This window comes from Streptomyces muensis, from assembly GCF_021474425.1.
Lineage (GTDB): Bacteria > Actinomycetota > Actinomycetes > Streptomycetales > Streptomycetaceae > Streptomyces > Streptomyces muensis.
Map to the genome: position 1 here is coordinate 1 of NZ_JAKEIP010000011.1, position 13426 is coordinate 13426.

The window sequence follows — 13426 nt, forward strand, 5'->3', positions numbered from 1 at the left end:
ACGTACAAGTGCCCCTCCGACACCTCGCAGACCTGCATGAAGGGCGGCGCCTACTCGGCGCCCGCGCTCGCGCTGCGCACCAAGGGCGACACCGCCGAGGAGGTCGCCAAGGCGGACATCGAGGCGAACGCCGAGGAGTCCTACGGCAAGGGGTACGGAGAGATCGCCTCGCACGACGTGCTGGCCTCCAAGGCGGTGACCGTGGCCGGGCAGAAGGGCTACCTCGTGCGGTGGAAGGCCGTCACGAGCAAGGGGTCCGACGGCTACGTCGAGTCGCTCGCCTTCCCCTCGCCCGTCAACGAGCGGCAGATCGTCGTCGTCCGCTTCGGCGTCGACGTCAGCGAGGGCCAGGCCGTCCTCGACGAGATAGCCAAGGGCATCAAGGTCGCCACGGGCGGCGGCAACGGCCAGGACGTCTGACGCCCGGCGTCCGGCGTCCGGCGTCCGGCAATGACACGGCCGGGTGGGGCGCCCCTCCGCTCAAGAGGAACCCCACCCGGCCGGGTGGTGCGCGCCGCCCCCGTCCCCACGGTGCGGCGCGGATCAGGTCACCGTCCAGTCATCCCGTGGACGGCGTCCTGAGTCTCAGGTGAGGCCGAGTGCGGGCAGCACGGCGGCCTCCACGAACCGGACGAGATAGTCGGGGTCGGCGTCCTCGCCCTCCAGCACGGGCCGGGCCCGCAGCACGCCGAAGATCTGGGCGGGGACGTACTCCAGGGCGGGATGGTCGGCGGCGACCTCCCCGCGCTCCACGCCCCGCCGGAGGATCTGCCGCAGCGCGTCGATCTCCGGGTCGATGAGCGCCTCGCGCAGCGCGCACTTCAGTTCCGGGTCCTCCATCACGGCGTGCCCCAGTGCCTGGAACAGCCGGGTGTCCTTGCCGGACCAGGCCCCCGCGGCCCGCGCCGCCTCGCGCAGGTCACCGGCGAGCGTGCCGGTGTCGATGCCCTCGAAGCGCGTGAGCCGGCTGGCCCGCAGGGCCGCCGCGACGAACTGGGGTTTGGTCCTCCACTGCCGGTACAGCGTGGACTTGCTGCACCGGGTGCTGCTGGCGACGCCCTCCATGGTGACGGCGTCATAACCGCACGCGCGGATCTGTTCGAGCACGGCGTCGAAGAACTCCTGCTCACGCTCGGGCGTGATCTTGGAGCGGCGCGAGGCGACGACCGTCTCCGGTCCGTCCGCGGCCTGCGACGTCATCGCTCTTCTCCTGACTTCCGGTGTGTCGTACGTCTATCGATACGCCACTGTACCGGAACGCTTCCGTATCGGTACAGTGACGTATCGGTACAGCAGCGTTTCGGTACATTGACGTTTCGGCACATCGACGTTTCGGTACGCCGTCGTATCGATGAGTTCGCCGGGTGCCACAGGTACCACCCAGCACCACCCACCGTTCGGCGAAAGGCCGGGGGAACATGAATGGCCGCACCGAGGCTGATCGGACGGAGACCGACGCGATAGCGCGGCCCCCACTCGTCCGGGAGCTCCTGCTCGTCGCAGGGCTCTTCCTCGTCTACAAGTTCGGCCGGCAGCTGGTCTCCGGCCACACCGGCGAGGCGTTCCGCAACGCGGACCGGGTGTGGGACCTGGAACGGGCCGTCCACCTGCCCGGCGAGGGCTCGGTGCAGCATCTGCTGCTGCACGGCGACACGCTGATACACATCGCGAACACCTACTACGCGACCGTCCACTTCCCGGCGACCGCGGCCTTCCTGGTCTGGCTGTACCTGCGCCGCCCCGCCCACTACGTCTGGGCCCGCCGCGTCCTCGCCGCCGTCACCGCCGCCGCCCTGGTGGTCCATCTGACGTTCCCGCTGGCCCCGCCCCGCATGCTCGCCGCGACCGGCCTGATCGACACCGGCCGGGTCTACGGCCCCTCCGTGTACGGCTCGCCCCAGACCGACCACCTCTCGAACCAGTTCGCGGCGATGCCCTCCCTGCACTTCGGCTGGGCCCTGATGGTGGCGATCGGCCTGATCGTGGCGACCCGCTCCCGCCGGCGCTGGCTGTGGCTGCTCCACCCGCTGCTGACCCTGCTGGTCATCGTGGGCACGGCCAACCACTACTGGCTCGACGCGATCGTGGCGACGGCCATGCTCGGCATCGCGCTCGCGGTCATCCAGGTCCCGCGGCGCACGGCGACCACGGCCGGACGCGGCACCCGCGAGCTCGCACCGGCAGCCCCTGACGCGAGCGCCGACGACGAAGCCGTACTCGTGGGAGCGGGCCGATGAACGCCACCCTGATCGCCGTCGTCCTGTCCCTGTTCTCCGCGGTCGCCTACGCCGCCGCGGCCGTCGCCCAGGAGCGGCTGGCCTCCCGCGCCCCGGGAACGAGCCTGATCCGGCTGCTGCGGTCCGGCGCCTGGTGGGGAGCCGTCCTCCTCAACGGCTCCGGCGCGCTGCTGCACGTCGTGGCCCTGAAGTACGGTCCGCTGACCGTGGTGCAGCCGCTCGGCGCGCTCACCCTGGTGGCCGCGGTGCCGCTGGGCGCGCGCGTCGCCGGCCGGCGGGTCAGCGCGGTCGAGTGGCGCGGTACGGCGCTGACGCTCGCCGGTCTGGCGGCGATCCTCGTCACGGCGTCCGGGCCCGCGCCCGAGGAGGTGCTGAGCACCTCCGAGGCGGTGGCGGTCGCAGCCGTGACGGTGGCACTGATCGGCATGCTGTCGCGGCCGGGCGCCCGGCCGGGGCTGCGGCACGCGACCGCGTCCGGTTTCGCCTCCGGGGTGGGCTCGGCGCTCACACAGACCGTGACCGTGGCCATGACGGACCACTCCGCCCCACTGCTCAGCCCGCAGGTGATCGGGGTGGCGCTGCTGGTCGCCGCCCTCGCGGCGAGCGGGCTGCTGCTGTCGCAGACCGCCTACCAGGGCGGCCTCGGCGCTCCGCTCGCGATGGTGACCCTGGCGAACCCGCTGGCGGCCGCGGTGATCGGCCTGGTGCTGCTGGGCGAGCGGTTGCAGGGCGGCGCGGAGGGGGTACTCCTCGCGCTGGCCGGGGCGGGCCTGGCGTCCTGGGGCGTGGTCCTGCTGAGCCGGGCGACTCCCGAACCGGGCGTCATGAAGTCCCGCGAGACGAACGGCAAAGACCCGGTGGCCCCACGAACTCCCCGCACGGCAGCGCCGCAAAAGGGGCGCGGGCCGTATCGATTCGCGGCTCCGCCGCGTGGGCGCGACCAACCACGTTTTACCCGCACCCGACGAACAATCCGACGCGGCACCCCCGTAGTCGCCTCCGTAGTCGCCCCCGCCCAGGAACCGGCGTTGGTGCCCCGGCAACCGGAACCGAGGCACCTCACACCACTCTGAGCAACACCCCTGTCCGGGCTACTCGGTGATGATCGCCGGATCGCTCACACCCGGCCGCCCGTTCTCGACATGCCCGGCGAACCGCCGCAGGAACGCCGGGTCCGCGTCAGCGGTCACGGTCAGGTCGTACCAGCGCCGGCTCCCGGCGAGGTCGACCGTGCGGCACACCGTGGCGCCGGGCCGCACCGTCACCGTCGTGGCCCGACCCCCGTATCCGTTGGCGATCTTCAGCCGGACGCTCGCCGCTCCCTTGTTGGTGAAGGTCAGCTCGACGTCGTCCCCGGTGTGCCGGGCCGTGACCTCGGGTCCGGCCGTCTTGTTCGAGCCCTTGAACCAGCGCACGAAACCGCCGGGGCCGTGCACGGTCAGGTCATAGGAACCGTTGGAGTACGCCGAGTTCCAGGTGTCCGCGATGCTCTTGCCGGCCTCGGTGGTGTACGTCCAGGGGCCGTCGGTGCGGTTGCCGGAGGTGACGTGGAAGGCGGCACCGGCCTTGGCGCCGGAGGCGAAGGTGAGCGTGAACCTGCCGGCCGCCGCGTCGACGGAACCGTCCACGTGCGGGGCGTACTTGAGCGGCCGGGTCGGGCGCAGGCCGCGCTCCTGGCGGGGCATGTCCGGGTCGGCCGGCGGGGTCGGCTTGTAGTCGGGGTGCCGCTCGCGGTCCTGCGGCTCGTACTCGTCCGTCCCCGGCAGGGCGGCCGGACGGCTGTCCTTGCGGGAGAAGTCGAAGGCCGAGGTCAGGTCGCCGCAGATGGCCCGGCGCCAGGGGGAGATGTTCGTCTCCCGCACGCCGAAGCGGCGTTCCATGAACCGCAGGATCGAGGTGTGGTCGAGGGTCTCGGAGGTGACGTAGCCGCCCTTGCTCCACGGTGAGACGACCAGCATCGGCACGCGCGGGCCGAGGCCGTAGGGGCCGGCCGGGCGGTTGCTGTCGCCCTTGTAGAGGTCGGGCGAGACGTCGACGGTGGACTTGCCCCGGGAGGCGTCCTTCGGCGGCAGCGGCGGCACGACGTGGTCGAAGAAGCCGTCGTTCTCGTCGTAGGTGATGAACAGGGCCGTCTTCGACCAGACCTCCGGGTTGGCGGTGAGGGCGTCCAGGACCTGCGCGATGTACCAGGCGCCGTAGTTCGACGGCCAGTTGGAGTGCTCGGAGAAGGCCTCGGGGGCGGCGATCCAGGAGATCTGCGGCAGCTTGCCGGCCTTGACGTCGGCCTTCAGGCGGTCGAAGTAGCCGTCGCCGCTCTTGGCGTCGGTGCCGGTGCGGGCCTTGTCGTACCAGGGGTCGCCCGGCTTGGCCTCGCGGTACTTGTTGAAGTACAGCAGCGAGTTGTCGCCGTAGTTGCCCCGGTAGGCGTCCTCGATCCAGCCCCAGGAGCCGGCCGCGTCCAGGCCGTCGCCGATGTCCTGGTAGATCTTCCAGGAGATACCGGCCTGCTCCAGGCGCTCGGGGTAGGTCGTCCAGCCGTAGCCGAGCTCGTCGTTGCCGAGGACCGGGCCGCCGCCAGTGCCGTCGTTGCCCGTGTATCCCGTCCACATGTAGTAGCGGTTCGGGTCGGTGGAGCCGATGAACGAGCAGTGGTAGGCGTCGCAGACCGTGAAGGCGTCGGCGAGGGCGTAGTGGAACGGGATGTCCTCGCGGGTCAGGTACGCCATGGTCGTGGTGCCCTTGGCGGGGATCCACTTGTCGTACTTGCCGCCGTTGTAGGCCTGCTGGCCGTCGGTCCAGCCGTGCGGGAGGCCCTCCAGGAACTGCATGCCGAGGTCGTCGGCGGTCGGGTGGAACGGCAGGATGTCCTTGGTGCCGTCCGACTGGTGCCAGTTCGACTTGCCGTTGTCGAGCTTCACCGGGCGCGGGTCACCGAAGCCGCGGACGCCGCGCAGCTTGCCGAAGTAGTGGTCGAAGGAACGGTTCTCCTGCATCAGGACGACAATGTGCTCGACATCCTCGATCGACCCGGTGCGGTGGTTCCCCGGGATCGCTGCGGCCCGCTGGATGCTGCTCGACAGAGCCGTGAACGCCGTGGTCGCGCCCGCGAGTTGAAGGAATCTGCGGCGATTGACTTCGGGCATGAGAGAGGGACCTCTTCCCATAGGGGGTGATTTGACCGCCGGCTGGTGACGGAAGCCGCGCGGAAGGAGTGTTCCAGGAGCACCAAACGTCAGGGAAGGGTCCGGTGGCGCTCGTGTGAAAGTCGTCGGTACGGGAGGTGTGCCGGGACTCGGGTGCGGGGATGGTCGCGATCATGACAGAGACGACGCGCACGGATTCCCCGCCGACGAATCGGCCCGTACGCCAGCTCCTCGCCGCCTCGGTCGGCAACGCCGTGGAGTGGTACGACTGGTACGCCTACACCTTCCTCGCCACCTACATCGCGGCCGAGGTCTTCCCGAAGAGCGCGGACAACTCCCTGGTGCCGCTGCTCTCGACGTTCGCCGTCTTCGCGGTGGGCTTCTTCATGCGGCCGGTGGGCGGGCTGCTGATGGGCGCCGTCGCGGACCGCCGCGGCCGGCGCGCCGCGCTGACCGTGACCATTCTGCTGATGGGCGGCAGCAGTCTGCTGGTCGGTCTGACCCCGACCTACGAGACGGCCGGTGTCCTCGCCCCGGTGATCCTGGTCCTGGCGCGGCTGCTCCAAGGCCTGTCCGTGGGCGGCGAGTTCGCGGCGTCGACGACGTTCCTGGTCGAGTCGGCGGGTCCTGGCAGGCGCGGACTGTTCTCCAGCTTCCAGTACGTGTCGACGACGGCCGGGCAGCTGGTCGCCTCGGGTATCGCGACTCTGCTGGTGGACACGCTGAGCGACGGGCAGATGAACGGCTGGGGCTGGCGGGTGCCGTTCGTGCTCGGGGCCGTGCTCAGCCTGGTCGGCTTCTGGATCCGGCAGGGCGCCGAGGAGACCAGGAGCGCCGAGCAGCGACAGGCCCCGCGTCCGGGCCTGTTGGAGGCGCTGCGCCGCCATCCGCGCCAGTCCCTGCTGATCTGCGGCATCACCGCGGGCGGCACCATCGCGTACTACACCTGGACGTCGTACCTGCCGACGTACGCCGAACTCAACGCGGGCATCGAGAAGTCGGACGCGTTGCTCGCGGGCACGATCTCGCTGGCCTTCTTCGGCCTGCTCCAGCCGCTCGGCGGCCTCCTCTCCGACCGCTTCGGCCGTCGCCCGCTCCTCCTCTTCTTCGGTCTGGGCTTCGCCCTGCTCACCGTCCCGCTGCTGCACGCCCTGCACGACTCGTTCGTGACGCTGCTGCTCGTGCAGTGCGCGGGCATGGTGCTGCTGACCGGGTTCACCTCGATCAGCGCGGCCGTGAACGCCGAGGTGTTCCCGCCGCGGGTGCGGGCGGCCGGCATCGGGTTCCCGTACTCGCTGACGGTCGCCATGTTCGGCGGTACGGCGCCGTACGTCGGCACCCTGTTCAAGGAGCTGGGTCACACGGACCTCTTCCCCTGGTACGTCGCCGTCCTGTGCCTGGGCTCGTCGCTGGTGTATCTGCGGCTGCCCGAGACCGCGCACCGGCCGCTGGAACGGTGACCGAGGCTCCTGATCAGCCCGTCACGGCTGCCGTGCCGGGCGTCTCACAGCGAGGCCCCGGCGCACTGGACGAGGTGCTGGCCGGTGATCGCGCCGCCCTCCGGGCCGAGGAGGAAGGCGGTGAGGCCGGCGACCTCGTCGGGCGAGACCAGCCGGCCGAGCGGCGGGAGGGCCGGAGGCGTGTGGGCGCGGCCGGGGTCGGACAGCATCGGGGTGTCGGTCGGGCCGGGGGCGACGACGTTGACGGTGATGCCGCGGCCGGCCAGTTCGGTGGCCCAGGAACGGGCGAGCGCGGGCAGCGCGGCCTTGGTCGCGGCGTACTGGCTCTTGCCGGGCACACCGGTGGCCGTACGACTGCCGACGAGGACGACCCGGGCGCCGTCGGGCAGGCGGTCGGCGAGCGTGTCGAGGAGGACGGTGGCGGCCTGGACGTGGACCCGCCACATCAGCTCGCCGTCATCGGCCGACAACTCGCCCAACGGTGCGGAGCGTTGGAGCCCGGCGGCGTGCACCACCGCGTCCGGGGCGGGTACGTCGTGGAGGACCGGCGGCAGTGCGGCGGGCTCGGCCAGGTCCGCCCGGAGCCAGGTGAGGCCGAATGCGAGGGCCGGACGGCGGCGGCTGATTCCGGTGACCTGCCAGCCGTCCCGCAGCAGACGGCGGCAGATCGCCTCTCCGATGCCCGAGCTGACGCCGGTGACGAGGGCGTGGCGGCTGTGCTCACCGTTCGGCTCGGTCATGCGGCGTCCGGCTCGGTGGGCGGCGGTACCTCGGTCAGTACCACCTGGATGTCGCGCCCGCGCAGTTCGGCCACGATCGACGGGTCGGCGGCGGCGTCCGTGATCAGGGTCCAGCCTGCGGGCAGCGTCGCCCAGGCGTGGAAGGGGCGGCGGCCGAGCTTGGCCGCGTGGGCGAGGACGTACACCTGGTCGGCGCGCCGGGCCATCAGTTCCTTCAGCCGGGTCTGGCGCAGGTCGGCCTCGCAGATGCCGTGCTCGGGCGAGATGCCGTCGGTGCCGAGGAAGACGCGGTCGAACGTCATCCGTTCCAGCGCGGCCTCGGTCAGCGGGCCGACGAAGCCCTGGCTGAGCGGTCGCAGGGTGCCGCCGAGGCATTCGACGTGGACCGTCTCGACGTCGGAGAGCTCCTGAAGGGCCGTCAGTCCTGTGGTGGCGACGGTGAGTTCCTTCGCCGAGCGCAGTTCGTGGGCGAGGGCGCCCACGGTCGATCCGGCGTCGAGCAGGACGGTCTCGCCCGCGCGCACCTCGGCTGCGGCCCGGCGTGCGATGGCCCGCTTCGCCTCGAACGCCTCACCCGTGCGCTGCCTGAGCGACGCCTCGGGGTGGGCGGTCAGCGCCATGGCGCCGCCGTAGGTGCGGGCGAGCCGCCCGTCGGCGGTGAGCTTGGCGAGGTCGCGGCGGATGGTGGAGGCGGTGACGCCGAAGCGCTGGGAGAGCTCTTCGACGCTGGTCAGGCCGGTCGTGGTGGCCAGGTGCAGGATCCGGTCTCGCCGGGCCTGGGATCCGTTGGGAGACATCTGTCGTGGCGTCCTTCGCTGCGGGTGCCGCCGGCCTGCGGCGGTCTCGGTGGGCCGGTCGGCAAAGGGGTCAGGGGGCCGGTACGGACGACATCTCGGCTGCCTGGCGCAGGGCCTCGACCATGCTACCGGCCTCGGCGATTCCCTTGCCCGCGATGTCGAAGGCCGTTCCGTGGTCGACGGAGGTGCGGATGACGGGCAGGCCCACGGTCATGTTGACGCCGGCCTCGATGCCCAGCACCTTCACCGGGCCGTGTCCCTGGTCGTGGTACATGGCGACGATCAGGTCGTAGTCGCCGCGCCCGGCGAGGAAGAAGGCCGTGTCGGCGGGGAGCGGACCGCGCGCGTCGATGCCGTCGGCGCGCAGCACCTCCAGGGCGGGGACGATCTTCTCCTCCTCCTCGCCGTAGCCGAACAGGCCGTTCTCGCCGGCGTGCGGGTTGATGCCGCAGACGCCGATGACCGGGTTCGCGACGCCCGCCCGCACCATCGCCTCGTGGCCGCGGCGCACGGTGCGTTCCACGAGGCCGGGCTCGATGCGGTTGACGGCGTCGATCAGGCCGATGTGGGTGGTGACGTGGATGACCTTCACCTTGGGCGTCGACAGCATCATCGACACCTCGGCGACACCGGTGAGGTGGGCCAGCAGTTCGGTGTGCCCCGGGTAGACGTGTCCGGCCGCGTGCAGGGCCTCCTTGTTGAGCGGTGCGGTGCAGATGCCGTGCACGGCGCCCTTCATCGCGAGGTCGGCGGCCACCCGTACGTAGTGGTAGGCGCCCTCGCCCGCGACCGGGGACAGTTCGCCCCAGGGCAGGTCGGCGGGGAGCAGGCCGAGGTCGACGACGTTGATGCGGCCCGGCGTGAACTCGGCCTCGTCCGGGGCTGCCACGGGGACGATGTCGCAGTCGACGCCCAGGATCGCGGCGGCCTGCCGCAGCCGTTCGGCGTCACCGACGACGACGGGTCGGCAGCGGGCGAGGGTGTCCGGGTGCAGCAGCGCCGGGACGATCACCTCGGGGCCGATGCCCGCGCCGTCTCCCATGGTCACCGCGATCAGCGGCAGAAGGCGGCGGTCGCCGGCGGTGGGGGTGGCGTTCACCAGGGAGTCTCCTTGCAGTGAAGGGGGTTGGAGGGCCGCGGCGATCCGCAGCAGCGAGTCGGTGTCGCCGAAGCTGCCGGGCCGGGTGACGACGTGGCGGCCGTCGGGGGTGCGGGAGCGGACGGCACCGTGGTGGATCCGGCCGAGCGGCGTCAGGTACGGAACACCGAGGGCGTCGAGCACGCGGCGAGCGGTCTCGCCGCCGGTCAGGACAAGGTCGGCGTCGTCGGCGTGGTCGGCGGCGAGGCGCGCGAGTGCGTGCACCGCGCGGCGCGCCGAACCGGGCCGGACGCCTCGGGTGTTGTCGATGCTGAGGACGGTCACGTCCGACGTGCCGTCAAGGACGGGTCGTGCCGCGGAAGATGACGGCTCATCGAGCGATACGGCGATGTGGTGCGCCCCGCGCTCGGTGAGTTGCGCGATCTGCGCAGTCGCGGTGGGTTCGGCGGTGCCCACGACGACCAGGAGGGGACGCCGCCCGCGCCGTGGCGGAGTCGAAGGCGCCGCCGTGGCCGGTTCCGGTGCCGGCAGGCGTCCGACCGCCGCGGCGAGCCCGCCCGTGCCGAGCAGCCGGACGCCCGAGCCGCAGGCGAGGGCCGCTTCGGCGATCAGATCCAGGTCGGCGTCCGTCTCGGCGTCGCAGAGCGGAAGGCGGCCGGCGGTGAACGCCTCGCGCAGCACCCGGGGCAGCCTCCCGCTCCGTACCGCCTCCAGCGGGACGACAGCCGTACGGCACTCGGCGGCGTCCCCACCGGGCCCGAGCGCCTCGGCCACCGACCGCGGGGGCGCCGCCGCCTCCGCCCGCCAGGCGTCCGTGGTGTGCAGGGGGACGCCGTCGAGGTGGACCACGCCCTCGCGGACCGTACGGCCCAGGGCCGGCAGGGCCGTGGCGACGACGACACCTTCGGCGCCGTCCGTGAAGGCGGCCGTCTCGGCGGCGAGGTTGCCCCGCAGCAGGGAGTCGACCTTCTTCAGGACCAGGGTGCCGGCGGGTACGCCGTGCAGGGCCTCGCGCACCCGTCGGGCCGCGTCGGCCGGGGGCAGGCCGCGGGTGTCGAGGTCGACCACGAGGGGCCGGTCGTCCGGCGGCGTGGACCAGGGCGTGGGGCCGAGCACGATCCGGCCGCCCGGGACACCGAGCGCCACGGCGGTCTCCGCCGCTCCGGACAGGTCGTCGGCGAGGGCGAGGAGGCGGCGCGGCGCCCGGGTGTCGCGCAGAGGGAAGGACATGTCCGCCTCCTGGGGCCTCGGTCGAAGAGCAGGCACACGGGGTGCCTCGGCGGCTCGATGATGACACAGGTTGCGCGATCTGCGCGAGACCTCTTGCGCGATCCGCGCAAGCGTGGAACGGTTTTGGCCGCGACAGAACCGGTGGCGTCCCGAAGGACAGGCCGCCGCCCCGAGCCGGTCGCCGCACCAGAATCCCCGAGAGGTCGACGATGACCCGAACTCCCCCGAGTGAGACGCTGAGCCGTCGCACCCTGCTGCGCGTCGGCGCCGCGGGCGGCGCAGGTCTCGCCCTCTCCCCGCTGGCCGCCTGCGCAGGACCCACCGGCGCCCCCGGCCCCGGCACCCTCACGCTCGGGCTGAACCGGTCCCTGGTCAGCCTGGACAACAAGCTCAACCAGTTCGACGCCGCGGTGACCGTGCAGCGGGCCGTGCGCCAGGCGCTGACGGCGATCGGGCCCGGCATGAAGCCCACACTGGTCCTCGCCGACCGGTTCGAGATGACCGCGCCCACGACGTGGAGCGTCCGGCTGCGCGAAGGGATCCGCTACTCCGACGGCCGCCCGGTGACCGTCGAGGACGTGACCACGGCCGTGCGGATGTACGGCGAGGTCGCCGGCTCGTTCATCCTCGGCCTGTTCCCGGAGCTGCCGCGCGTCGAGGCGACCGGCGGGCGCACCTTCCTGCTCCACACCCGTGAGCCGGTGCCCGTTCTCGACCGGCTGATGGCCAACATCCTCATCACGCCGGCGAAGGACAACCGCCCCGAGGAACTGCGCTCCGGCGTCGGCACCGGCCCCTACCGGGTGGTCAGCGCCAACAGCGGGGCCGGCGAGTACACCCTCGCGCGGGTCCCCGACTACTGGGGCCGGCGGCCGCCGGTCGAGCGGGTCCGGGTCCGCTTCGTACCGGAGGAGTCCAGCCGGGTCGTCGCCCTGCGCAGCGGCGAACTGGACGTCATCGACACCATCACCCCCGACTCGGCGGAACAGCTCACCGGACTGCCCGGAGTGCACCTGGAGAAGACGTCCGGGGTACGGCTGTGCCAGCTCTTCTACAACTTCCGCAAACCGAAGACCCACCCGCTGTCCGACCCCCGGGTGCGCCAGGCGCTGACGTACGCCATCGACGGCGAGTCCCTCGTCCGGGACGTGCTCACCGACTCGGCGGAGCAGGCCCAGGGCGTCGTCCCGCTCTCCCTCCAGGGCGCCGAACGCACCGGCCGCTTCGTCCACGATCCGGCCCGCGCACGGCAGTTGCTGAAGTCGCTGGGCGCGGACGGGCTGCGGATCAGGATCATGTGGGAGTCCGGGGAGTTCGCCGCCGACACCTCCGTGATGGAGGCCGTCGCCGAGATGCTGAAGGACGTCGGCGTGCGGGCCTCCCTGCTCCAGTTCGAGCCCGGCGGCGACATCCTGAAGTGGCGTCAGGGCAAGGGCGGCGACTGGGACGTCATCGGCAACGGCTTCCCCGGCCCCACCGGCCAGGCCGTCACCATGCTCCAGGCGATGTACGCGGGGACCGCCGAGGACGAGCGCACCGGCGACGCGTTCATGGGCTACGTCAACCCCGCCATCGCCCGGCAGATCTCCGACGCCGCCACCGAGGCCGACCCCGCCGCACGCGACCGCAAGCTCGCCGCCGCCCAGCACGCGGTCTGGGACACCTGGCCCTGCATGTGGGCGTTCGTGCCGAAGACGCTGCTCGCCCGTCGCACCCGCGTGGAGGGCATCGGGCTGCTGCCGGTCAACTCCTACGACCTGACCGCCGTACGGCTGGAGGGCTGAGCCGTGTCGAAGTACCTCGCCCGCCGTCTGGGCCAGAGTCTGCTCACCGTCTTCCTGACGATCTCCACCGTGTTCGTACTGGTCCGGCTGGCGCCCGGCGACCCCGCCTCCGCGTACGCAGGGCCGACCGCCACCAGCGACGACCTGGCCCGGATCCGCGAACAGTTCGGCCTCGACAAGCCCTTGATCAGCCAGTACGGCATCTTCCTGCGTGACCTGCTGACCGGCGATCTCGGCACCAGCTACTCCTTCCACTCCTCCGCGCTCGACGTCGTCCTGGACCGCATGCCGTACACGATCACGCTGTCCGTCGCGGCCATCGCCGTCACGGTGGCCGTCGCCGTGCCGCTCGGCGTGTGGATGGCCCGCCGCGCGGACACATCGCGCGAACTCGGCGCCAACGTCCTCACCATCGCCGGACAGTCCATGCCGGACTTCTGGACCGGCGTGATGCTGCTGACCGTCTTCGCCGTGCTGCTGCCGGTGCTGCCCGCCTCCGGGTTCACCTCCTGGAGCGGTCTGATCCTGCCCACGGTCACCATCGCGGTCCTCCAACTCGCCCTGATCTCCAGGCTGGTGCGGCGCGAGATGACCACGGCGCTCGCCTCGCCGTACATCACCGTGGCCCGCTCGCGCGGTGTCTCCGAGCGGGCCCTGACCTGGCGCTACGCCCTCGCCAACTCGGCCGTCCCGCTGGTCACCGCGGTCGGCACCCGCTTCGCGGCGCTGCTCAACGGCGTGGTCGTGGTCGAGGTCGTCTTCGGCTGGCCCGGCGTCGGCTCCCTCGTGGTCCGCGCCCTGGAGACCCGTGACTACCCGCTCATCCAGGCCACCGTCCTGGTCACGGCGACCCTCGCCATCCTCGTGCAACTCCTCGTCGACCTCGCCTACCCGCTGCTCGACCCGCGGGTACGACTCGGAAAGGCGGCCTGAGCC

General features: G+C 72.0%; 10 protein-coding genes and 1 pseudogene. 6 read left to right on the forward strand and 5 right to left on the reverse strand.

Annotated features, from left to right (window positions below; all coding sequences use genetic code 11):
• Positions 1-420 (forward strand): annotated as a pseudogene (locus L0P92_RS05045) (hypothetical protein); the annotation flags it as partial.
• Between the two features lie 165 nt (positions 421-585).
• On the opposite strand, the gene L0P92_RS05050 reads toward L0P92_RS05045, so the two are convergent.
• The gene (locus L0P92_RS05050) at positions 586-1200 is read right to left on the reverse strand and encodes a TetR/AcrR family transcriptional regulator (protein WP_234761279.1); all 615 of its coding nucleotides are present in this window, start codon (positions 1198-1200) and stop codon (positions 586-588) included.
• A 218-nt stretch (positions 1201-1418) separates the two neighbouring features.
• On the opposite strand from L0P92_RS05050, the gene L0P92_RS05055 reads away from it, so the two are divergent.
• Together L0P92_RS05055 and L0P92_RS05060 are read left to right on the forward strand one after the other, a co-directional pair.
• Positions 1419-2237, forward strand: a complete 819-nt coding sequence (locus tag L0P92_RS05055) for a phosphatase PAP2 family protein (protein ID WP_234761280.1) — start codon at positions 1419-1421, stop codon at positions 2235-2237.
• Entirely contained in the window at positions 2234-3310 is a 1077-nt protein-coding gene (locus tag L0P92_RS05060; protein WP_234761281.1) for a DMT family transporter, read from the forward strand. The genes L0P92_RS05055 and L0P92_RS05060 overlap by 4 nt, the downstream gene beginning before the upstream one ends.
• Before the next feature lie 18 nt (positions 3311-3328).
• Here the strand turns inward: L0P92_RS05060 and L0P92_RS05065 are convergent, their stop codons facing one another.
• Complete coding sequence (locus L0P92_RS05065; protein WP_234761282.1) at positions 3329-5380, reverse strand: phosphocholine-specific phospholipase C; 2052 nt, start codon at positions 5378-5380, stop codon at positions 3329-3331.
• A gap of 161 nt (positions 5381-5541) precedes the next feature.
• Between L0P92_RS05065 and L0P92_RS05070 the strand changes: the two genes are divergently transcribed.
• Positions 5542-6840, forward strand: coding sequence for an MFS transporter (locus tag L0P92_RS05070; protein ID WP_234761283.1), 1299 nt, complete (start codon positions 5542-5544; stop codon positions 6838-6840).
• A gap of 44 nt (positions 6841-6884) precedes the next feature.
• Here the strand turns inward: L0P92_RS05070 and L0P92_RS05075 are convergent, their stop codons facing one another.
• The 3 genes from L0P92_RS05075 to pdxA all read right to left on the reverse strand — a co-directional run bounded on the left by L0P92_RS05075 (position 6885) and on the right by pdxA (position 10706).
• Positions 6885-7580 carry an SDR family NAD(P)-dependent oxidoreductase gene (locus L0P92_RS05075; RefSeq protein ID WP_234761284.1) on the reverse strand — a complete coding sequence of 232 codons (696 nt, stop codon included), beginning with the start codon at positions 7578-7580 and terminating at the stop codon, positions 6885-6887.
• Complete coding sequence (locus tag L0P92_RS05080; RefSeq protein ID WP_234761285.1) at positions 7577-8377, reverse strand: DeoR/GlpR family DNA-binding transcription regulator; 801 nt, start codon at positions 8375-8377, stop codon at positions 7577-7579. The genes L0P92_RS05075 and L0P92_RS05080 overlap by 4 nt, the downstream gene beginning before the upstream one ends.
• 70 nt (positions 8378-8447) lie before the next feature.
• Positions 8448-10706 (reverse strand): 4-hydroxythreonine-4-phosphate dehydrogenase PdxA, encoded by a 2259-nt coding sequence (pdxA, locus tag L0P92_RS05085; protein ID WP_234761286.1) that lies wholly within the window; start codon positions 10704-10706, stop codon positions 8448-8450.
• 209 nt (positions 10707-10915) lie between these two features.
• On the opposite strand from pdxA, the gene L0P92_RS05090 reads away from it, so the two are divergent.
• On the forward strand, positions 10916-12490 hold the full coding sequence (locus tag L0P92_RS05090; protein ID WP_234761287.1) for an ABC transporter substrate-binding protein: 1575 nt from the start codon (positions 10916-10918) through the stop codon (positions 12488-12490).
• Between the two features lie 3 nt (positions 12491-12493).
• A complete protein-coding gene (locus L0P92_RS05095) occupies positions 12494-13423 on the forward strand; it encodes an ABC transporter permease (RefSeq protein ID WP_234761288.1) in 930 nt (309 codons plus the stop codon).
• Positions 13424-13426: the final 3 nt, after the last annotated feature.